At 72.0% G+C, this 19,595-nt stretch carries 21 protein-coding genes and 1 pseudogene; 9 read left to right on the top strand and 13 right to left on the bottom strand.

Going from position 1 to position 19,595, the window contains the following annotated elements; all coding sequences use genetic code 11:
- Nucleotides 1-68 precede the first annotated feature (68 nt).
- Both CF165_RS23800 and mscL read left to right on the top strand, forming a co-directional pair.
- Entirely contained in the window at nucleotides 69-716 is a 648-nt protein-coding gene (locus tag CF165_RS23800) for an SAF domain-containing protein (RefSeq protein WP_093949756.1), read from the top strand.
- Between the two features lie 56 nt (nucleotides 717-772).
- Nucleotides 773-1,186: a large conductance mechanosensitive channel protein MscL gene (mscL, locus tag CF165_RS23805; protein WP_093949757.1), complete on the top strand. Its 414-nt coding sequence runs from the start codon at nucleotides 773-775 to the stop codon at nucleotides 1,184-1,186.
- Between the two features lie 315 nt (nucleotides 1,187-1,501).
- Here mscL and CF165_RS54210 read toward each other — a convergent pair.
- Together CF165_RS54210 and CF165_RS23820 are read right to left on the bottom strand one after the other, a co-directional pair.
- Nucleotides 1,502-1,681 (bottom strand): annotated as a pseudogene (locus CF165_RS54210) (hypothetical protein); the annotation flags it as partial.
- Nucleotides 1,678-2,178, bottom strand: coding sequence for a MogA/MoaB family molybdenum cofactor biosynthesis protein (locus CF165_RS23820; protein WP_093949758.1), 501 nt, complete (start codon nucleotides 2,176-2,178; stop codon nucleotides 1,678-1,680). The gene CF165_RS23820 and the pseudogene CF165_RS54210, both read right to left, overlap by 4 nt.
- Before the next feature lie 123 nt (nucleotides 2,179-2,301).
- Between CF165_RS23820 and CF165_RS23825 the strand changes: the two genes are divergently transcribed.
- A complete protein-coding gene (locus CF165_RS23825) occupies nucleotides 2,302-3,363 on the top strand; it encodes an NAD-dependent epimerase/dehydratase family protein (RefSeq protein ID WP_167441548.1) in 1,062 nt (353 codons plus the stop codon).
- Here CF165_RS23825 and CF165_RS23830 read toward each other — a convergent pair.
- Complete coding sequence (locus CF165_RS23830) at nucleotides 3,360-4,136, bottom strand: nuclear transport factor 2 family protein (RefSeq protein ID WP_093949760.1); 777 nt, start codon at nucleotides 4,134-4,136, stop codon at nucleotides 3,360-3,362. The two genes, CF165_RS23825 and CF165_RS23830, sit on opposite strands and share 4 nt — an antisense overlap.
- A 64-nt stretch (nucleotides 4,137-4,200) precedes the next feature.
- Between CF165_RS23830 and CF165_RS23835 the strand changes: the two genes are divergently transcribed.
- Nucleotides 4,201-5,202, top strand: a complete 1,002-nt coding sequence (locus CF165_RS23835) for a helix-turn-helix transcriptional regulator (RefSeq protein ID WP_093949761.1) — start codon at nucleotides 4,201-4,203, stop codon at nucleotides 5,200-5,202.
- Here CF165_RS23835 and CF165_RS23840 read toward each other — a convergent pair.
- From CF165_RS23840 to CF165_RS23850, 3 genes are read right to left on the bottom strand one after another with little or no spacing between them, the layout of a single operon-like run.
- Nucleotides 5,199-6,248 (bottom strand): sensor histidine kinase, encoded by a 1,050-nt coding sequence (locus CF165_RS23840; RefSeq protein WP_093949762.1) that lies wholly within the window; start codon nucleotides 6,246-6,248, stop codon nucleotides 5,199-5,201. The genes CF165_RS23835 and CF165_RS23840 overlap by 4 nt on opposite strands.
- Nucleotides 6,245-6,946: a response regulator transcription factor gene (locus tag CF165_RS23845; RefSeq protein WP_093949763.1), complete on the bottom strand. Its 702-nt coding sequence runs from the start codon at nucleotides 6,944-6,946 to the stop codon at nucleotides 6,245-6,247. Before CF165_RS23845 ends, CF165_RS23840 begins: the two co-directional genes overlap by 4 nt.
- Before the next feature lie 10 nt (nucleotides 6,947-6,956).
- Nucleotides 6,957-8,396, bottom strand: coding sequence for a hypothetical protein (locus CF165_RS23850; protein ID WP_093949764.1), 1,440 nt, complete (start codon nucleotides 8,394-8,396; stop codon nucleotides 6,957-6,959).
- 159 nt (nucleotides 8,397-8,555) lie between these two features.
- On the opposite strand from CF165_RS23850, the gene CF165_RS23855 reads away from it, so the two are divergent.
- Genes CF165_RS23855 through CF165_RS23875 form a run of 5 tightly spaced genes read left to right on the top strand, consistent with a single transcriptional unit; the run spans nucleotide 8,556 to nucleotide 12,166 of the window.
- Nucleotides 8,556-9,200 carry a glycosyltransferase family 2 protein gene (locus CF165_RS23855; RefSeq protein ID WP_093949765.1) on the top strand — a complete coding sequence of 215 codons (645 nt, stop codon included), beginning with the start codon at nucleotides 8,556-8,558 and terminating at the stop codon, nucleotides 9,198-9,200.
- Nucleotides 9,197-9,880, top strand: coding sequence for a TIGR04282 family arsenosugar biosynthesis glycosyltransferase (locus tag CF165_RS23860; RefSeq protein WP_093949766.1), 684 nt, complete (start codon nucleotides 9,197-9,199; stop codon nucleotides 9,878-9,880). The genes CF165_RS23855 and CF165_RS23860 overlap by 4 nt, the downstream gene beginning before the upstream one ends.
- The gene (locus tag CF165_RS23865; RefSeq protein WP_093949767.1) at nucleotides 9,880-10,512 is read left to right on the top strand and encodes a methyltransferase domain-containing protein; all 633 of its coding nucleotides are present in this window, start codon (nucleotides 9,880-9,882) and stop codon (nucleotides 10,510-10,512) included. The genes CF165_RS23860 and CF165_RS23865 overlap by 1 nt, the downstream gene beginning before the upstream one ends.
- Nucleotides 10,509-11,624 (top strand): molybdopterin-dependent oxidoreductase, encoded by a 1,116-nt coding sequence (locus CF165_RS23870; RefSeq protein WP_093949768.1) that lies wholly within the window; start codon nucleotides 10,509-10,511, stop codon nucleotides 11,622-11,624. The genes CF165_RS23865 and CF165_RS23870 overlap by 4 nt, the downstream gene beginning before the upstream one ends.
- Nucleotides 11,621-12,166: a hypothetical protein gene (locus CF165_RS23875; protein ID WP_093949769.1), complete on the top strand. Its 546-nt coding sequence runs from the start codon at nucleotides 11,621-11,623 to the stop codon at nucleotides 12,164-12,166. The genes CF165_RS23870 and CF165_RS23875 overlap by 4 nt, the downstream gene beginning before the upstream one ends.
- A 136-nt stretch (nucleotides 12,167-12,302) precedes the next feature.
- Here the strand turns inward: CF165_RS23875 and CF165_RS23880 are convergent, their stop codons facing one another.
- The 7 genes from CF165_RS23880 to CF165_RS23910 all read right to left on the bottom strand — a co-directional run bounded on the left by CF165_RS23880 (nucleotide 12,303) and on the right by CF165_RS23910 (nucleotide 19,325).
- Nucleotides 12,303-13,715 (bottom strand): S1C family serine protease, encoded by a 1,413-nt coding sequence (locus tag CF165_RS23880; protein ID WP_093949770.1) that lies wholly within the window; start codon nucleotides 13,713-13,715, stop codon nucleotides 12,303-12,305.
- Nucleotides 13,716-13,788: 73 nt separating this feature from the next.
- Nucleotides 13,789-14,871: a galactose-1-phosphate uridylyltransferase gene (gene galT / locus CF165_RS23885; protein ID WP_093949771.1), complete on the bottom strand. Its 1,083-nt coding sequence runs from the start codon at nucleotides 14,869-14,871 to the stop codon at nucleotides 13,789-13,791.
- Nucleotides 14,868-15,668, bottom strand: a complete 801-nt coding sequence (locus CF165_RS23890; protein ID WP_093949772.1) for a DeoR/GlpR family DNA-binding transcription regulator — start codon at nucleotides 15,666-15,668, stop codon at nucleotides 14,868-14,870. The genes galT and CF165_RS23890 overlap by 4 nt, the downstream gene beginning before the upstream one ends.
- Nucleotides 15,669-15,897: 229 nt before the next feature.
- On the bottom strand, nucleotides 15,898-17,307 hold the full coding sequence (locus tag CF165_RS23895; protein WP_093949773.1) for a sensor histidine kinase: 1,410 nt from the start codon (nucleotides 17,305-17,307) through the stop codon (nucleotides 15,898-15,900).
- Nucleotides 17,304-17,996, bottom strand: coding sequence for a response regulator transcription factor (locus tag CF165_RS23900; protein WP_093949774.1), 693 nt, complete (start codon nucleotides 17,994-17,996; stop codon nucleotides 17,304-17,306). The genes CF165_RS23895 and CF165_RS23900 overlap by 4 nt, the downstream gene beginning before the upstream one ends.
- 66 nt (nucleotides 17,997-18,062) lie before the next feature.
- Nucleotides 18,063-18,671, bottom strand: a complete 609-nt coding sequence (locus CF165_RS23905; RefSeq protein WP_093949775.1) for a trimeric intracellular cation channel family protein — start codon at nucleotides 18,669-18,671, stop codon at nucleotides 18,063-18,065.
- Complete coding sequence (locus CF165_RS23910; protein ID WP_003087851.1) at nucleotides 18,672-19,325, bottom strand: response regulator; 654 nt, start codon at nucleotides 19,323-19,325, stop codon at nucleotides 18,672-18,674.
- Nucleotides 19,326-19,595: the final 270 nt, after the last annotated feature.

The raw sequence follows: 19,595 nt of genomic DNA on the forward strand, positions 1-19,595 counted from the left end.
ACGTCCGGCTTCCCTAACGTCGATCTCGTGCGGCACACCGCCGCATCCGATCCGGCCGAGGGGGCCCTGTGGACGTCCTGTCGAAGCTCCACCCACCCGTTTTCACCCTGCTGCCGGGCAGGCGGACGCGGCTGATCCGCCGCGGGCTCGCCGCCTGCCTGCTGTTGACCGGGGCGCTGCTGTTCGCCTACCCCGGTTCCGCGCGGGGCGCGCCGACGACTCCGACCGTCGTCGCCGCCCACGACCTGCCCGTTGGCGCGACTCTGCGCGCCGGCGACGTCCGGCTGGCCGACCTTCCCGACGAAACGCGGCCCGAGGGCTCGCTGAGCACCCTGGACGCCGTTGACGGGCGCCTGCTGGCGGGCGCCGTCCGTGCCGGTGAACCCCTGACCGACGTCCGCTTGGCCACGGCCCTCGCCGGCTCGGGTGATCCCGGGACGGCGACCGTGCCGGTCCGGCTGGCCGACGCGGCCGTCGCCGGACTGCTGGCGCCCGGCCGGCGCGTCGACGTCGTGGCCGCGTCCGAACCGGGGACGTCCGCGTCGGTGCTGGCCGCCGGCGCGACGGTGGTCGAGGTGGAGCACCAAGACACGACGCCGAAGGCGCTCGGCCCACCCGACAAGGGACCACTCGTGCTGCTCCGGCTCCCCGAAGCGACCGCGACCAGGGTGGCGGCGATTTCACTGGAGCGTCCGGTGACGGTTACTCTCCGCTAGCCCACGCCCGCCGAGACGGGCGACGGCGTCCCCTTCCGGTTCGTGAGGAGTGCAAGGTGTTCAAAGGCTTCAAGGACTTCCTGATGCGCGGCAACGTCGTCGACCTCGCCGTCGCGGTGGTCATCGGCTCGGCGTTCACGACGATCGTCACGGCGTTCACCAGCGGCCTGATCAAGCCGCTGATCAGCACGATCGGCGGGACCGACGCCGCGAACGGCCTCGGGTACCAGATCTTCGACAACAACAAGGCGACGTTCCTGGACTTCGGCGGCGTCATCAACGCCGCGATCAACTTCGTGCTGGTCGCGGCGGTGGTCTACTTCGTGATCGTGATGCCGGTGAAGAAGCTGCAGGAACGCCGCAAGCGCGGCCAGGAGCCGGGTCCGTCGGAGCCGACGGACGTGGAGCTGCTGATCGAGATCCGCGACCTGCTGCGCGCGCAGTACCAGCGCGACACCGACCGCGGCTGACGCCGGTCAGCGGTCGTGGTGCGGTGGCCGGTTCTCCCGGTACCAGTCGTCCGGGAGGCCGGAACGCCGCTCGGGATCGCGCTCGTCGGAGGTCGTCTCGGGCAGGACGTCCCCGAAGATCTCGTCGACCCGGCGGCGCTGGTCGCTACCGGCCTTGGGGTCGCGTTTCTGACCGGGCATGCCCCCAGTCTCCCACGACCCGTTGTTTGACAACTCCAGAGAGAACCTCGACCGGCGGGGGTGCGCCCGCACCTCGTCCCGCCAGCCGCGGATCTGCTCCTCGCTGTGCAGATAGCCGGTACCCGGCCCGGACGGGAGGTCGATGCCCGCGAGCATCTCGAGCGCCCAGAGCTGGTCCTCGTCGAGATCGACCCGGCCCGCGAAGTCGTCGCTGAGCCACTGCATGGCCCAGCGATCGGCCTCGTCCCGGGTGGCCCGTCCGGAGAGGACACCGTCGAACCAGGCCTCGATCTCGTCCAGGTCCGGCCCGGTCACACCTCTTCGATGCCAGAAAGCTCGTCGATCACGTGCGGCACGAGCGAGGTCAGCGTCGCCATCCCGTCGCGGACCGCGGAGCGCGAGCCGGCGAGGTTGACCACCAGGGTGCTGCCCGACACCCCGGCGAGCCCGCGCGAAATCCCGGCGTCGACCGCGCCGGCGGCCAGGCCGGACGCGCGGATCGCTTCGCTGATGCCCGGGATGGGGCGGTCGAGCACACCGGCGGTGGCGTCGGGGGTGCGGTCACGCGGCAGCACACCGGTGCCGCCGACGGTGATCACCAGGTCGGCGCCGCCGATCACGGCGGTGTTGAGCGCGTTGCGGATTCCCGCGGTCTCGGCTTCGACGACCACGACACCGTCGACGATGAAGCCCGCTTCTTCGAGCAGCTCCGTGACCAGCGGGCCAGTGGTGTCCTCGTGCTCCCCGTGCGCCACGCGATCGTCCACGATGACCACGAGGGCCCGGCCCAGCCGTTGTGCACTCCGTTCCATGGCGCCCACCGTAGTCGGTTTCGGTCACCCGGCGCCGGGAGGTGCCGGGTGAGTTCTGACGATTTGGTGACGTGGGCCCGCTAGCCGGGGTGCGCCCCGGCCCGGCCCCCTAGCGTGGCCGGTATGCGCGTGCTGGTCACCGGCGGAGCCGGGTTCATCGGGTCTCACATCGCCGATCTCCTGGCGGACGGGGGTGACGAGGTCGTGGTGCTGGACAACCTGCTCCCGACGGCCCACGGATCCCCTGCCCCGCCGCCGTACACCGGCAGGCACCGCTTCCTGCGCGGCGACGTCACCGACGCCGAAATCGTCGCGGAGCTGCTGAACGGCGTCGACGCGGTGTGCCACCAGGCGGCGGTGGTCGGGCACGGGATCGACCCGTCGGACGCGCCGTCGTACGCCCTGCACAACGACTACGGCACGGCGGTGCTGCTGGCCGGGATGCACGCGGCCGGGGTGCGGAAGCTGGTGCTGGCGTCGTCGATGGTCGTCTACGGCGAAGGCCGGTATTCGTGCCCGGACCACGGCGTGGTGGCACCGTCGCCGCGTCGCCGGTCCGATGTGGACGCCGGCCGGTTCGAGCCGAGGTGTCCCTCGTGCGCGGCCGAGCTGGGCTGGGAGCTCGTGCCCGAGGACGCGCCGCTGAACCCGCGCAGCACGTACGCGGCGACGAAGCTCGCGCAGGAACACCTGGCCGGTGCGTGGGCACGGCAGACGGGCGGCAGCGTGTGGGCGATGCGCTACCACAACGTCTACGGCCCGCGGATGCCGCAGAACACGCCGTACGCCGGGGTCGCGTCGCTCTTCCGCTCGGCGCTCGTGCGCGGCGAGGCACCGGCCGTCCTCGAGGACGGCCGCCAGCAACGCGACTTCGTCCACGTGCACGACGTCGCGAGGGCGAACGTCCTGGCGCTGCGCACGGACGGCCCGGCGGGCGATCTCACGCCGGTGAACGTCTGCTCCGGGACCCCGCACACGGTCGGCGAGCTGGCGGAGGAGCTGGCACGGGCGTGCGACGGCCCGGCGCCCCGGGTGATCGGCGGCGCGCGTCCCGCCGACGTCCGGCACGTCGTCGCCGATCCGGCCCGCGCCCGCGCACTGCTGGGCTTCACCGCGGAAATCGGCTTCGAAGCGGGAATCGCCGACTTCGCGACGGCGGAACTGCGCGCCCCCGTTGGCGTTTAGTCCGTGAACGCCCGCGCGACGGCGAGGCTGTCCTCGTAGACGTGGTAGCGGGTGATCACACCACTGTCAACGGTGAGGTGAAGGGCGCAGCGGGCGCTGTACGCCCGACCGGTGGCCTTCACCGTCTGGCGGATCTCTCCGAGCACCACCGCGTCCCGGCCGTCGACCAGGACCCTCGACATCACTCCACCCCGCTCCCCGTGGAACTCGTTCAACTGGCGGAAGTGGTCGGCAACGTCGGCGCGCGTCGACCGCGGCCGGATCCACGGCACCGCGGCGTGCCCGGCCTCCGGCCAATCGAGCTGCCAGTCAAGCTGCCGGTCGACGCCGTCCGCGAACAGTTCGGCGATCCGGTCCGGGTTCCCTTCCGCCAGCCGGGCGAGGAACTCGGTCACGGCCGCCCGGGTGCTCGCCTCCGCCCCGGTGAACTGGTGGTCGTGCCGGATCCGGCCGTCCGCGTCGAGCAGGAGGAAGATGGTGCCGCTCCACACCGGGGCGCCACCCGTCGCGGGAACCATGTGAGTGGTGAACGTGACCGCGTCGTGGTGGGTCACGACGTCGTCCGCCGCGACGAAGACGAACTCCCCGGTCGCGACGAACCGGTCGTAAGCGGCGGTGACCCGGGCCTGGAGCGCGTCGTGTCCCCGGTGCTCGGCGGTTTCGGTGTACTGCACGCCGTCTTCGGCCCACAGCTGCGCCACGGCGCTGCGCCGCACGGCGGCGTCCGGCTCGTTCCACACCGCCACGTAGCGGCTGATCAAGTTCGAGGTCATGGTCAGGAAGCTAGAGCGGGTTCCCTGACACCTTTCGTCAGTGGATCCGGGCAGACTTCCGGACATGCGTGCGACTCGCCTGGTGTCCCTGCTGCTGCTTTTGCAGACCAGGGACCGGATGACCGCTCGGGAACTGGCGGACGCCCTGGAGGTGTCGGTCCGGACGATCTACCGGGACGTCGATTCGCTCGGCGCCGCCGGTGTGCCGGTGTACGGCGAGCCGGGGCACGACGGCGGCTACCGGCTGCTCGACGGCTACCGGACCCGGCTGACCGGCCTCACCGCGGACGAAGCCGAGGCACTGTTCCTGACCGGGCTCCCAGCCGCGGCGGCCCAGCTGGGCCTGACGGCAGCGACGACCGCCGCGCAGCTCAAGCTCATGGCCGCGTTGCCCGCCGAGCTGCGCGACCGCGCCGGCCGCGCCGCCGGCCGGTTCCACGTCGACCTCCCGTCGTGGTACCTCCGCGCCGAACGACCCCCGCACCTGGCGCCGATCGCGGACGCCACCCGTGACCGGCACGCCCTGCGGATCCGCTACTTGCGCTGGGCGGAGCCGCACGAGATCAGCCGGACCGTGCAGCCCCACGGACTGGTCCTGAAGGCGGGAAACTGGTACCTCGTGGCCCGCGGCGGGGAGCAGTTCCGGACCTACCGGATCTCCCGGATCCTCGACGTGGACGTCCTCCCCGAGCGGTTCGAACGAGCCGAAGGGTTCGACCTGGCGAGCCATTGGGAGAACTACCTCGACCACTTCGACCGGCGCCGGCACCGGGACACCGCGGTCCTCCGGCTCTCCCGTCGTGGCCTCGAGCGGCTACCCGAGCTGCTCGAACCGGCCCTGGCCGCCGACGCTGCTCTGCCCGACGACCCTGTCGTGGCCCGGAAGACGAGGACCGGGCCGGACGCGGCGGGCTGGACCGAGCTCGAGATCCCGATCGAATCGGTCGAGGCCGCCGTGCCCGGACTGCTCAAGTTCGGCGCCGACGTCGAGGTCGTCGCACCGGAAGCGTTGCGAGCGGAAGTCGTCCGGACCCTGCGCGCGATGACCCGGGTCTACGGCCTCTAGGACATCGCCAGCGGCAGGCGGACTTCGAACCGGCACCCCGGTCCGTGGTTGTGGACGCCGATCTTCCCGCGGTGGGCCTCGACCAGGCCCTTGGCGATGGCCAGGCCGAGCCCGCCGCCGCTGGTGGTGCCGCCGCGCTCGGGGGTCCGCGCCTGCGTCCCGCGGAACGCGACGTCGAACACCCGGTTGATCTCGTCGTCGGGGATGCCGCCGCAAGAGTCGTCGACGGCCAGCAAGGCCTCGTTGCCGTCGACGCCAATCTGCACGGCGACCGTCCCGTCCGGCGGGGTGTGCCGGATCGCGTTGGACACCAGGTTCCGCACGATCCGGGCCAGTTCCGGGTCGCTGCCCGTCACCACCGGCCAGGTCGACGCGTTGGCGAGCACCCGTACCCGCTTCCGCTCGGCGACCGGGGACTGGGCGGCGACGGCGTCGCTGACGACGTCCCGCAGCGGCACGGCGGACATGGTGAGCTCCAGGGCGCCGGCGGTGATCCGGGAGAGCTCGAACAGGTCGCCGACCATCGCGGACAGCCGCCGGGTCTCGCCGCTGATCCGCTGGGCGTAGTCGGCGACCTCGTGGCGTTGGGAGACCACGCCGTCGGCCAGTGCTTCGGCCATCGCCTGGATGCCGGCCAGCGGGCTGCGCAGGTCGTGGCTGATCCAGGCGACCAGCTCGCGCCGGGACGCCTCGGCCGCGCGCTCCCGCTCGCGCGCTTCCCGCTCCCACACGCTGCGGCGCGCGATCGCCCGGCCGAGGATGATCGCCGCCGGCACGGTGACCAGCCCGACGAGCAGGCAGACCAGCAGCATCGTGGTCAGCGCCGGGGTGAACATGAAACCGCTGATCCCGAGGACGCCGACCAGCGTGGCGAGCACCGGGATCAGCACCAGCACGGTGAGCGTGGTGGCCAGCGAACCGCGGCGCAGGACGTACAACGCCACACCGCCCAGCGCCGCGACCGGCAGCGAGAACATCAGCGCGAACGGCAGGATGTGCCAGAGATGCGTCAGCATCTCCGAAAAGGACTCGCCTGAGCCGATCACGATTGCTCCCGGTCGTAGCGGTAGCCGACACCCCACACCGTCGCCACCCGGACCGGCTTGGCCGGGTCGCGCTCGATCTTCTCGCGCAACCGTCGCACGTGGACGGTCACTGTGGACTGATCGCCGAAGTCCCAGCCCCACACCTTCTCCAGCAGGTCCGCGCGTGAGTAGGCGACGCCGGGGTGGGCGAGGAAGTACGCCAGCAGGTCGAACTCGCGGGTGGTGAGGGGCAGTTCGCGGCCGCCGAGGGCCGCGGTGCGCGCGGTCATCTGCAGGCGCAGGTCGCCGTCCACGAGCTCCGCGGCGACCGGTTCCGGGCGTGGCATCCGCACGCGGCGCAGCACCGAGGCCACCCGCAGGGCGAGTTCCCTCGGGCTGAAGGGTTTCGTCACGTAGTCGTCGGCGCCGAGCTGGAGCCCGGCGATGCGGTTCTCCTCCTCGCCGAGGGCGGTGAGCATGACGATCGGCACCTGGCTGGTCTGCCGGAGCCGCTTGCACACCTCCAGCCCGGTGATCCCGGGCATCATCACGTCGAGGACGACGAGGTCGGGCTCGTGGGCGGCGAACTTCGCCAGCCCCTCGGCGCCGTCGCCGGCCATGTCGACGATGAACCCGGCCACCTCGAGGTAGCGGCGGACGACGTCGCGGACCGTCTCGTCGTCGTCGACCACGAGCACGCGCCCGGCCTGATCGTTCATCACGTCTCCCTCACCAGCCGGTCAGCAGCAGGTGGTTGACCGCCAGCGCCGTCGCCGCCTGCGCGGCGAGCCACCACCGGCGTCCTGGCCGCGGCAGCAACGCCGTCATCGGCAGCAACCACACCCCGAACGGTAGCCAGATCCGTTCGGTCTCGGCTTTCGACAGGCCCGAAACGTCGGCGAAGACGATGGTGAGCAGGGCGGCGACGCCCAGGAGCAGGACCGGGTCGGCGAGCACCGCACGGCGCGGTGGCAGGAACGTCTCGGTGAGCCCTCGCCGGAGGGCGGCCACCACCGCGGGGCCGAGGGCGACGGCCACCGCCGCCAGATCCGCCCAGACCCAGTACGAATAGGGCCGGACCAGCGCGACTCCCTGGTAGTAGCGCTCGACGACGAGGTGATAGCCGTCGAGCCACCAGAAGCCCGCCCACGCGAAGAGGCCGACGACGGCCAGCGCCGCGGTGATCGCCAGGGCCGCCGCGAGCCACTGCCTGCCGAGGACAGCCACGGCGACCGCGAGCAGGCCGAGCAGGACCAGTCCGTACGACAGGAAGATGCCGAAGCCGAGCAGGACTCCGGCCGCCAGCCCGGCCGGTACGGCGTACCGGCGGCCATCGGTGAACCCCTTCGCGGACAACGCGAGCAGGGCCAGGCCGGTGGCGGTCACCCCGGCGAACAGGCCGTCGGCCGACACGCCGATCCACACCGCGCCGGGGGTGAGCACGGCGAACGGCAGCACCGCACGGGCCGCCTCGGGCCGGCCGAGCAGGGCGACCGTGGCGGGCACCGCCACCGCGACCAGGCTGCCGACCAGCACAACCGCCGTGGCCGCCCACGCGCCGCCGTGCAGGCCGAGCCGGTCCAGCCAGACGAAGACGAGCGTCGCGCCCGGAGGGTGCCCGGACACGTGCGTCGTCCACGAGTCCGGCCGGAAGTCGAGGATGCGGGAGGAGAACTCACGCAGCATCCGCGGGATGTCGGTGATGCCGGGCACCTCGTGGAGGTACTCCTGGGGAATGGTGAGGTGCCCGGCGAACCCGCGGGACCAGCCGTCGACCATCGCCAGCGAGAAGATCCAGGAGAGCGAGGCGAGGTAACCGGCCGCGAGCGCGTGCCGCCACGGCAGACGGGCGGCCAGCGCCGGGCCATGGAGGACCACGGCGACGGCGATGAGCACGGCGAACACCGAGCCCGGGCCGACGTGCGGCAGCCAGTCGGCGAACAACGGCGGCGACGACACGAAGATGACCACACCGGAGTTCGGCCGGTTGTAGTACAGGCCGACCGCCGTGGCCGCGGCGACGAGCACCACGGCCGCCGCCACGGCGAGGAGATCGGCGCGTCGCCCACGCCGATCACGTGCCGGGCCATCGGGTCCGGCATGGGGTTCGGCATGAGGTTCACGGGCAGGCGGCTCGGCGAGCCGGGCTGCCGAATTCGGCTCGCTCATCGTCATCCACCCTAGGTTCGCGGAAGGCGGTCCGCGCGCCCGGAGCCGCAGCCGTAACGACGCGGTAAGAACTCTTCGGATGTCATGATTCGGTAAGCGCCACAAGGGTTCTCCGGCGTTCCGGGCGGACTTACGGTCGGCACCGTGACTGACTCAGACGTGGACGTCGTCCTGCCCTGTCTCGACGAAGCGGGTGCCCTCCCCGGCGTGCTGGCCGGCCTCCCACCGGGCTACCGCGCGATCGTGGTCGACAACGGTTCCGCCGACGGCTCGCCCGAAGTGGCGGCCTCGCTCGGCGCGAAGGTCGTCCACGAGCCGCGTCGCGGCTACGGCGCGGCCGTGCACGCGGGCCTGGAGGCTGCCACCGCGGACATCGTGTGCTTCGCCGACGCCGACGGGTCCCTGGACCTCACCGATCTGCCGCGGCTGGTGGCCGCCGTCGAAGGCGGCGCGGACCTGGCCGTGGGACGCCGCGTGCCGACCGGCCCCGGTGTGTGGCCGTGGCACGCGCGGGCGGGCAACGTCGTGCTGGCGCACCTGTTGCGGGGCCGCGGGCTGCCGGTGCGGGACATTGCGCCGCTGCGCGCCGCGGACCGGCTGGCGCTGCTCCGCCTGGGTGTCGCCGACCGGGCCTTCGGCTATCCCCTCGAGCTGCTGATCAAGGCGCAGCGCGCCGGGTGGCGGGTCCGCGAGTTCGACGTCCGCTACGGCGAGCGTGCCAAGGGCACGAAGTCGAAGGTGTCCGGATCGGTGCGGGGGACGCTGCGCGCGGTCCGCGACTTCGGGCGGGTGCTGGCCCGATGACGCGTCCGTTCGTCCTGCTGGTCGTGGCCAAGGCGCCGGTCCCGGGGCTGGCCAAGACCCGGCTTTGCCCGCCCGCCACACCGCCCCAGGCCGCCGAAATCGCCGCGGCCGCGTTGCTCGACACGCTCGACGCCGTCTGCGCGGTGCCCGGTGCCCTGCCCGTCGTCGCCATGACCGGCGACCTCGGCGCCGCGGCGCGGGCCGCCGAAATCGCCGTGGCGCTGCGGCGCGTCACCGCCATCCCGCAGCGTGGCTGGGACTTCGGCGCCCGGCTCGCGAACGCCCACGCGGACGCCGCCGCGGTGCACTCCGGCCGGCCGATCCTGCAGATCGGTATGGACACCCCGCAGGTCACGCCGGCGTCCCTCGGCTCGGCGGCCGCACCGATCCTGCACGGCGGACGGGATTCGGTGCTCGGGCCTGCTGTGGACGGCGGCTGGTGGGCGCTGGGGCTCGCCGAGCCTCGGCACGCCCAAGTCCTCGCGGGCGTCCCGATGTCCCGCGACGACACCGGCATCCGCACACTGCGGGCGCTCGTCGCGTGTGGGCTGCGGCCGGGCGGAGCCACCCGGTTGTCCGATGTGGACACCATGGCGGACGCCCGCACGGTAGCGGCGACCTGCCCCGACGGCCGGTTCGCCCGCGCCGTCGCGGCGGTCGGCGGACGGGCGGCCGCGTGATGACCGCCCCGGCGACCACCGGCCACGAGTTCGACCACGGCCTGCTCGGCCACCGGTGCTGGCTCGAACTGGCGAACGGCGAGCGGATCGAGCTGCCGGTCGAACGCTGGACCGTGCCCTCCGACGGCGACGACGTCCTGCTCGACGCCTGTGCCGGTCCCACTCTCGACATCGGATGCGGGCCCGGCAGGCTCACCGCGGCGCTGGCCGTGCGCGGGGTCGCCGCGCTCGGGGTGGACACCTCGCGCACGGCCGTCCACCTGACCCGCCGTCGCGGCGGGAACGCGCTGCAGCGCAACGTCTTCGACCGCCTGCCGGGCGAAGGCCGGTGGCGGCACGCCCTGCTCGCCGACGGCAACATCGGCATCGGCGGTGACCCGGCGGCGCTGCTGCGGCGCGTCGCGGAGCTCATCGCGGCCGACGGCGACGTCCTCGTCGAACTGGAGCCACCCGGGCACGGCCTGCGGCACGAGCGCGTCCGGCTGCGGCCCGGGCACGCCGACGTCGCCTGGTTCACCTGGGCCTGGGTCGGGGTGGACGCGATCGCCCAGGTCGCCCTGCGCGTCGGACTGCGTGTTGTCTGGACGACCCGGCACGGCCACCGCTGGTTCGCCCGGTTGGAGCGGCCATGAAGCTGCCGATCCCGAAAGAAGAGCAGTTCAAGGCGTCCGCGCACGACGAACGGGTGACGTCGAAGATCGGGCTGGCGCTCGCGATCACCTTCACAACGTGCTTCGTGACGGGCCTGATCAGCCACCTGATCCAGCACCCGCCGACGTGGTTCTTCTGGCCCAGCCGCCCGGTCGGGCTGTACCGCGTCACGCAGGGGCTGCACGTGATCTCCGGAGTCGCGTCGATTCCCTTGCTCCTGGCGAAACTGTGGAGCGTCTACCCGAAGCTGTTCGGCCGTCCGCTGGTCCGCTCGCTTCCGCACGCCCTGGAGCGGCTGTCGATCCTCGTGCTGTCCGGTGCGGCGTTCTTCGAGCTGACGACCGGGCTGCTGAACGTGGCGCAGAACTACCCGTGGGGCTTCTACTTCCCGCAGGTGCACTACGCGGTGGCGTGGCTGGCGATCGGCTCGATTCTGGTGCACGTCGCGGTGAAGCTGCCGGTCATCCGGCGCGCCCTGAGCCGGACCACCGTCGAGGAGCCGCCGGCCGAGGGGTTGTCCCGGCGGGGATTCCTGCTCACCACCGGGCTGGCGACCGGCGTCGCGGTCGTGGCCACCGCGGGCGCGACCGTCCCGTTCCTCCGTGGCGTTTCCGCCCTTTCCTGGAAGACCGGCAAAGGCACCCAGAACCTCCCGGTGAACCGCACAGCAGCGGCCGCGGGTATCGCGTGGTCGCCGAGCTGGCGCCTGTCGGTGGTGACCCCGCGCGGCACGACGGAGTTCTCGCTCGACGAGCTGCGTGCCCTGCCGCAGACGACGGCCGAGCTGCCGATCGCGTGCGTGGAAGGCTGGAGCCAGTCGGCCACCTGGCGGGGAATCTCCCTGCCGACACTGCTCAAGGCCGCCGGGGCACAGCCCGGCGTCTCGGTGCGAGTGTCCTCTTTGGAGCGTTCCGGGCTCTACGGCGTCTGCGTGCTGCCCGGTGAACACACGGCCGACGAACTGACGCTGCTGGCCCTGGAGCTGAACGACGAGGTCCTCGCCCCCGACCACGGCTTCCCGTGCCGGATCATCGCCCCGAACCGCCCCGGCGTGCTGCAGACGAAATGGGTCACGAAACTGGAGGCGCTGTGAAGATCGCCCGTGCGCTTCTCGCCCTGCCGGGCCTGGCGGCGCTGGCGTGGGGCGTGGTGCTGTTCGCCGAGTACGCGCTGCCCCTGCGTCCGGACGTCTTCGGCGCGGTCGGCTGGATCGTCGGCGGCCCGATCCTCAACGACGCGGTCGTCGCCCCGCTGACGGCGCTGCTCGGCGTCGTCCTGGCCCGCCTCCTCCCGCGACCGTGGAAAGCCCCGGTCGTCGCCGCCACGGTGATCACCGGCGTGCTCGCGATCCTGGCGTTCCCGCTGCTCTGGCGCCCGTACGGCACCCCGCCGATGCCCGGCCTGCACGACACCGACCCTGCCCTCGGCCTGGCCCTCACCGTGGCCACGGTCTGGCTCGTCGCCATCCTGACGGCCCTGTCCCACCGTGTCGCCCGCCCAATCACACGTGATGCCCCTCCAATCACACGTGATGCCGCTCGAATCACACGTGATGCCGCTCGAATCACGCGAGATGCCCCTTCCGGCACGCGAACCGACCCTCCAGGCACGCGAACCGACCGTCCAGGCACCTGAATCGGGCATAAATGCGGCCACGCGCGACCGGCATCGAGTGCCTGGTCGCGCGTGGCCTTGTGGGTCCGGCCCCGGAAGCGGGGGTCGAGCCGAAGTTGGTCTCGGCCGCACCGGGCGGCCGAGCGACTGGAACGGATCAGTTGGGCTGGACGGGCTGGCCGCCGAGCGTCACCTCGACCGTGCGGCCGTCGGCGAGCGTGAACGTCGCCTTCTCGTCCGGCGCCCGCGTGCGGACTGCCGCGACCAGCGTGTCGGCCTTGTCGATGGTGCGGTCGTCGATCTTGACGACCACGTCGCCCGCCTTCAAGCCGGCCTTCTCCGCCGGGCTGCCGGGGCTGATCGCGCCGAGCTCGGCGCCGCCCTGCGGGGCGTCCTTGACCTGGGCGCCGATGAACGTCTGCACCGCCTGGCCGGTCTTGATGATCGTGTCCGCGGTGCGACGCGCCTGGTCGATCGGGATGGCGAACCCGATGCCGACGTTGCCGCCTTCCGAACCGCCCTGGCCGCCGCCGCTCGCCGACTGCGGGCTGTAGATCGCGGAGTTGATGCCGATGACCTGGCCCGCCATGTTCGCGAGCGGGCCGCCCGAGTTGCCGGGGTTGATCGCCGCGTCGGTCTGGACCGCGTCCATCACCGTGGTCTGGTCGCCGGTGCTGCCGCCGGCGCGCACCGGCCGGTGCAGCGAGCTGACGATGCCCGAGGTGACCGTGCCAGCCAGCTCGAACGGCGAGCCGATGGCGACCACCGACTGGCCGACGCGCAGGTCGTCGGACCGGCCGAGCTCCACCGGGGTCAGGTTGCCGACGCCGCTGACCTTGACCACGGCGATGTCGGTCGTCGGGTCGCGGCCGACGACCTTGGCGGCGGCCTTCTTGCCGTCCTGGAACACGGCCTGGATCTGCCCGCCGTTCGCGGCGACCTCGACGACGTGGTTGTTGGTCAGGATGTAGCCGTCGGTACTGAGGACGAACCCGGATCCCTCGCCCGCCCCCTGCTGCCCGCTGACCTGCAGCTCGACGACGCTCGGCGACAGCTTCTGCGCGACCGCCTCGACCGTGCCGGCGGGCGCGTTGCCGGTCTGCTGGGCCGGCTTGGGCGCGTTGAGCGCGTTGCTGGCCGGGCCCGACGTCCCGCCGGTCAGGTACCCGACCGTCCCGCCCGCGACGCCGCCGACCAGCAGCGCGACCAGCGCGACGCCGGCGAGCAGCTTCCCGCCGGACCGCTTCGGCTGCGGCGGGGCCGCGTTGTAGACGGCCGTGCCGGGCTGCCCGTACGGGTTCGGCGGCGGGTAGACGCTCTGCGGGTTCTGGCCGGACGGCATCTGCGCACCCGGGGCGGACCAGGGGTTCGCGTGCTGCGCGCCGTACGACGGATCGGCCCCGGTCACCGCGTGGTAGGACGGCTCGGAGTACTGCGGCGCGCCGCCGGACTCGGGCTGGGCCTGCTCACCGTACGAGCTCCCCGGCCAGCCGCCCTGAGCCGCCTGCCGGCCGGTCTCGGGGTGCCTCGGCGCCGCGGGGTCGTGTGCGCTGGGGTCGTTCTCGGTCATGTCCTCACCTTGCGCGATGGTCCTGAGAGGTTCCTGAGCCGAACCTGTGCATCGGAGATGAGTATGGCCGGGTTCAGCCCGCCGCGCGGAGCCGTTCCGCGATCTGCTCCGGCGTCGCGTCGTTGATCCACACCGCCATGCCCGACTCGGACCCCGCCAGGTACTTGAGCTTGTCCTTCGCGCGCAGCACGGAGAACAGCTCCAGGTGGAGCCAGCCGAGGTCGCGGTCGCGGTGCACCGGCGCCTGGTGCCACGCCGCGATGTACGGCAGCGGCCGGTCGTACAGCGCGTCGCAGCGGCGCAGCACGTCCAGGTAGACGTCGGCGAAGTCGTCGCGCTCGGCGTCGGTCAGCGCGGGGAGGTCCGGGACCTGCCGGTGGGGCACGATCTGGACCTGGACCGGCCAGCGGGCGGCCGGCGGCACGTACGCCGTCCAGTACTCGCCGGAAGCCACCACGCGCGCGCCGGACTTGCGTTCGGCCGCCAGGACGTCGCCGAGCACCGGGCGGCCGTGTTCGGCCTGGTAGGCGCGGGCGACTTCGAGCATGCGCTCGGTCTTCGGCGTGACGAACGGGTAGCCGTAGATCTGCCCGTGCGGGTGCGACAGCGTGACGCCGATTTCCTCGCCGCGGTTCTCGAACGGGAAGACCTGCTCCACCCCGGGCACCTCGGACAGCCCGGCCGTGCGGTCCGCCCACGCGTCCATCACGGCCCGCACCTGCTTCGCGCTCAGCTGGCCGAAGGAACCGTCGTGGTTGCTGGTGAAGCAGACGACCTCGCAGCGGCCGCGGCCGGGCCGCACCGGCACCAGCCCGAAACCATCCACAGTGGACGGTTCGCCGACGACGTCCTCGGCGAAGGAGGGGAACCGGTTCTCGAAGACGACGACGTCGTAGTCGCTTTCCGGGATCTCGCTCGGTTTGCCGGGCTTGCTCGGGCACAGCGGGCAGAGGTCCGCGGGTGGCTTGTAGGTCCGCGTCTGCCGGTGTGCGGCCATCGCGACCCATTCACCCGTCAGGGGGTCCAGCCGGATCTCCGACGCGGCCGAAACCGGCGGCAGGTCGCGGGTGTCCTCGGCGACGCGGTCGGGCGCGCCGGGCTGGTCGAAGTAGATGATCTCCCGGCCGTCGGCCAGGTGTCGTACGGTGCGCTTCACGCTTCTTGGGCCTCGTCCGTCTCCGCCGTCTCGGCGATCATGAGTTCTCCCGCCCGTTCGGCGAGTATTTCCTTGGCCTCGTCGGAAATCCCGTCATCGGTGACGACGACGTCGGCCTCGTCCAGGTCGGCGATCGTGGAGATCCCGACGGTGCCCCATTTGGTGTGGTCGGCGAGCACGACCAGCTTGCGCCCGGCCTCGACCAGCGCGCGGTCGGTCTCGCTCTCGGTGAGGTTCGGCGTCGTGAACCCCGGCCCGTCGGCCATCCCGTGCACCCCGAGGAAGACGGCGTCGAGGTGCAGCGACCGCAGGCTGTGCACGGCGACCGGCCCGACCAGCGCGTCCGACGGCGTCCGCACCCCGCCGGTGAGCACGACCGTGCGATCCGGCTGCGTCGACCCGCGGAGCACGTCCGCGACCTGGATCGAGTTGGTCACGATGGTGAGGCCGGGGATGGCGTCGAGGGCCCGCGCCAGCGTCCACGTGGTCGTGCCGGCGGAGATGCCGATCGCGGTGCCGGGCCGGACGAGCGTCGAGGCGAGCTCGGCGATGGCTTCCTTCTGCGCCCGCTGGCGCACGGACTTGGCCTCGAACCCGGGTTCGTCGGTGCTCTTGCCGACGACCGAGGTGGCGCCGCCGTAGACCTTCTCGACGAGCCCGCGCCCGGCGAGGACGTCGAGGTCGCGACGCACCGTCATATCGGACACGCCCAGCCTGGTGACGAGGTCACTCACCCGGACCGCACCGGTCCGGCGTGCCTCTTCCAGGATCACCGCCTGTCGCTGACGCGCCAGCACCGTTCAACTCCGTCCGTCCACACCTCAACCACACAAAATCCTACACGATTCAACACAAGATCCGCAGGGTCAGTGCGGGTGAAATTCGAAACAGCAGGTCACGACGCAGGCAGGAGATGGGGTGCCACGCTCCAGACGAACAACCCCACCACCGGCGTCACGAGCGCAACCCCAGGAGCAGCCACGCGCCGGCAAGCAAGAACAGTGGCCGACGGGGGCCGAGAATGGTTCAGCCGGGCGCCCCCGGCAGCCGGATCGTCATCAACGCGCCACCTTCAGGAGCCCTAGAGGCGTACACCGCCCCGCCGTGCCGCTCGGCCGCGTGTTTCACGATCGCCAGCCCGAGGCCCGAACCGGGCAGCGTCCGGGCCTCCGACGAGCGGTAGAAGCGGTCGAACACCTTGGGCAGGTCCTCTTCGGCAATGCCCGGGCCGGCGTCCGCGACCTCGACGACCGCGGTGCCGTCGCCGAGCGGGTAGAGCCGCACCCAGACCGTCGAGTCCGGCGGCGAGAACTTCACCGCGTTGTCCAGCAGGTTCAGCACCGCGCGCTCAATCGAGCTGTTGTCGCCGGTGAGCACCCACGGCTGCAGCGAGACGTCGAAGTTGATCTCGCCCGCGCGCCGCCGGGCCCGGTCGAGCGCCCGTTCGACGACGTCCAGCAGCTCGACGCGTTCGAAGCGTTCGCGCGGCTCGTCCTGGCGCGCGAGCTCGACCAGGTCGCCGATGAGCTGGGTCAGCTCATCGAGCTGGCCGCTGATGTCCGCGACGATGTCGACGCGGTCCTCGTTCGGCAGCGGCGGCGCGCCCGGCTTGCTCGCGGCGAGCAGCAGCTCGAGGTTGGTGCGCAGCGACGTCAACGGTGTCCGCAGCTCGTGCCCGGCGTCCGCGACCAGCTGGCGCTGGCGTTCCTGCGAGTCAGCGACCGTGCCGAGCATGGTGTTGAAGGTCTGGGTGAGGCGCGCGAGCTCGTCGTCGCCGCTGACCGGGATCGGCCGCAGGTCGCCGGTCTTGGCGACGCGCTCGGCGGCCGACGTCAGCCGGTCGACCGGACGCAGGCCGGCACGCGCCACCGCGGTGCCCGCCGCGGCGGCGACCAGGATGCCCGCGCCGCCGATCAGGAACAGCACCAGGGCGAGCTCGTTCAGCGTGCGTTTGGTCGGGCCCATCGACTGGGCGAGCACGATCGCCTCGCCGTGCCCGGACGGCAGCGCGACCACGCGGCTGTCGGTGCGGAAGTCGGTCCGCAAGGACTCCGGCGAATCGCCGTTGGCGACGTTCAGCTCGCGCTGGTCGAACGGCGGCGCCGAACTCGACAGCGGATAGGTCATCACGGCGTGCTGGACGTCGGGCGCGGCGTTGAGCTGCCCGATCTGCAGGTCGGCGCTGGCGAGGAACGCGCCGGGGACCTGCCGCAGCTCGGTCTGCACCTGCGGCGAGTCGACCGCCGCCTGGGCGCGCGCCATGAGGCCGTCGTCCAGCTGCTGGTACAGGTTGCTGCGCACGACCATGTACGCGCCGATCGACACCAGCGCGACGGCGCCGGCGACGCAGGCGGCGGCGAGCAGCGTCACCCGGCCGCGCAGCGAGAACCGGCGCGTCCCCCAGCGCGTGCCGTGGGGATCGCCGGGTTCGGTCACGGCGGGGTTTCCCTCAGGACGTACCCCACTCCCCGCACCGTGTGGATCAGCCTCGGCTCCCCCTCCGCCTCCGTCTTGCGGCGCAAATAGCCGACGTAGACCTCCAGTGCGTTGCCCGACGTCGGGAAGTCGTAACCCCATACTTCCTCCAGGATCCGGCCACGCGTGAGGACGTGCTTCGGGTAGGAAAGGAACAGTTCCAGCAGGGCGAACTCGGTGCGGGTCAGGCTGATCTCGCGGCCGCCGCGGCGGACCTCCCGCGTGCCGGGGTCGAGGGTCAGGTCCGCGAAGGACAGGGCCTCCGACGCCTGGCCGTTCTGGCCCTCCGGGACGGCACGGCGCAGCAGCGCCCGCAGCCGGGCGAGCAGCTCCTCGAGCGCGAACGGCTTCGGCAGGTAGTCGTCGGCGCCGGCGTCCAGCCCCGACACGCGGTCGGACACGGTGTCACGGGCGGTGAGCACGAGGATCGGCAGGTCGTCGCCGGTGCTGCGCAGGCGGCGGGCCACCTCGAGGCCGTCGAGCCGGGGCATCATGACGTCCAGGACCATCGCGTCCGGCCGGTCGGCGATGATCGCCTCCAGGGCCTGCGCACCGTCGCTCGCCAGCTGGACCTGGTAACCGTTGAACTCCAGGGACCGCCGGAGCGACTCACGGACGGCGCGGTCGTCGTCCACCACTAGGATGCGCATGCCGCTAGTTTTACGCAGCGTGCTGAGACCCGCCTAAGAACACACGCAGAACTCACAAAGGATTTCTCAGTCGGGACCGCGCGCGACCGGGGCGTTCCAGCGCCGCCAGAGCGCGAGCATCCTGACGGTGACCACGACGGCGGCGGCGACAACGGTCACCGGCCCTTCCGGCAGTCGCACAGTGTGACCGACGGCGACGAGCACCGAGCCGGCCAGCGCGGCGACGGCGTAAATCTCCTTCCGCAGGACGAGCGGTATTTCCCGGAGCAGGAGATCGCGCACGGCCCCGCCGCCGATGCCGGTCGTCATCCCGATCAGACACGCGGCGTAGACGGTCGCGCCGGCGTTGAGCGCGATGGTCGTCCCGGCGGTGGCGAAGACACCGAGCCCGAGCGCGTCCGCGAGCAGCACGCCCCGCCGCAGCCGCGCGACCTGCGGGTGGAAGACGAAGACGAGCAGAGCCGTCCCGGCGCAGACGGCGAGGTAGAGCCAGTTCCGCAGGGTCGTGGGCGGGTGGATGCCGAGCAGGACGTCCCGGATGACGCCGCCGCCGAGCGCGGTGGTGAGCCCGACGACGACAACACCGAAGACATCGAGCCGAGCCCGCACGGCGGCGAGCGCCCCGGACGCCGCGAAGGCGACGAGCCCGACGAACTCCAGGCCGGTGAGCAGCATTTATTGGTCGAGGAGTCCACCGCGGTAGGCCAGCAGCGCGGCCTGCACCCGGTTGGCCGCGCCGATCTTGGAGAGCACGGCGGAGACGTACCCCTTGACGGTGGCTTCGGAGAGGTGAAGGCGCCCGCCGATCTCGGCGTTGCTCAGTCCTTGGCCGATCAGGGCAACGACCTCGCGTTCGCGTTCGGAGAGTGAGGCAAGCAGCTTGCGGGCGGGCTGAGCAGCGCGTTGTTCGTCCCGATGGGACTGAACCATCCGCGCGGCAACGCCCGGATCGAGCACGGCACCGCCCCTGGCCAGGTCCCTGACCGCGCGGAGCAGCGCCGCCGGGTCGATGTCTTTCAGCAGGAAGCCGTTGGCCCCGAGCCGCAGGGCGAGGCTGACGTACTCGTCGATGTCGAAGGTGGTCAGCATGGCGACGGTGGGCGGATCGGGCAGGGCGAGGATGGCCCGCAGCGCGCGAATGCCGTCGTCGGGAGCCCGCATCTTGATGTCGAGAAGCGCCACGTCCGGGTGATACCGCCGAGCGACCTCCACCGCGGACCTGCCATCGCTCGCCTCGCCCACGATCTCGATGTCCTGGGCCCCGGACATCATCGCGCGCAGCCCCGAGCGCACCAGTTCCTCGTCGTCGGCGAACATGAGCTTGATCAACGAAGCCCTCCGCAACAGCCGGTGGGAGCGGCTCCCCGCGTCCCGTTAACGAAGGTTACCTACTGTTGTTCAGCAGTTCGAAACCAGACACGACCAGGTGACCGACTGGTCCGTCCAGGTCAGGTGCGGTACGTGGTCCGGCTTGGGGTACCGGGGCGTCGACCAGGGGTAGAGAACCACTCACCTGGGTGACGACGACCGTCGGGCAAGGTGGCCTGGCATGCCCTCAGAGGGCACTCAAATCCTAGACGCGCACCTTCCGGACGCCGA

It is taken from the genome of Amycolatopsis vastitatis, assembly GCF_002234595.1.
GTDB classification, from domain to species: Bacteria; Actinomycetota; Actinomycetes; order Mycobacteriales; family Pseudonocardiaceae; genus Amycolatopsis; species Amycolatopsis vastitatis.

Excerpts from the sequence above, each read along its gene's own strand:
- CF165_RS23820 (WP_093949758.1), bottom strand. The coding sequence starts at position 2,178 with ATGGAACGGAGTGCACAACGGCTGGGCCGGGCCCTCGTGGTCATCGTG.
- CF165_RS23825 (WP_167441548.1), top strand. The coding sequence starts at position 2,302 with ATGCGCGTGCTGGTCACCGGCGGAGCCGGGTTCATCGGGTCTCACATC.
- CF165_RS23830 (WP_093949760.1), bottom strand. The coding sequence starts at position 4,136 with ATGACCTCGAACTTGATCAGCCGCTACGTGGCGGTGTGGAACGAGCCG.
- CF165_RS23835 (WP_093949761.1), top strand. The coding sequence starts at position 4,201 with ATGCGTGCGACTCGCCTGGTGTCCCTGCTGCTGCTTTTGCAGACCAGG.
- CF165_RS23845 (WP_093949763.1), bottom strand. The coding sequence starts at position 6,946 with ATGAACGATCAGGCCGGGCGCGTGCTCGTGGTCGACGACGACGAGACG.
- CF165_RS23850 (WP_093949764.1), bottom strand. The coding sequence starts at position 8,396 with ATGAGCGAGCCGAATTCGGCAGCCCGGCTCGCCGAGCCGCCTGCCCGT.
- CF165_RS23860 (WP_093949766.1), top strand. The coding sequence starts at position 9,197 with ATGACGCGTCCGTTCGTCCTGCTGGTCGTGGCCAAGGCGCCGGTCCCG.
- CF165_RS23865 (WP_093949767.1), top strand. The coding sequence starts at position 9,880 with ATGACCGCCCCGGCGACCACCGGCCACGAGTTCGACCACGGCCTGCTC.
- CF165_RS23870 (WP_093949768.1), top strand. The coding sequence starts at position 10,509 with ATGAAGCTGCCGATCCCGAAAGAAGAGCAGTTCAAGGCGTCCGCGCAC.
- CF165_RS23880 (WP_093949770.1), bottom strand. The coding sequence starts at position 13,715 with ATGACCGAGAACGACCCCAGCGCACACGACCCCGCGGCGCCGAGGCAC.
- CF165_RS23900 (WP_093949774.1), bottom strand. The coding sequence starts at position 17,996 with ATGCGCATCCTAGTGGTGGACGACGACCGCGCCGTCCGTGAGTCGCTC.
- CF165_RS23905 (WP_093949775.1), bottom strand. The coding sequence starts at position 18,671 with ATGCTGCTCACCGGCCTGGAGTTCGTCGGGCTCGTCGCCTTCGCGGCG.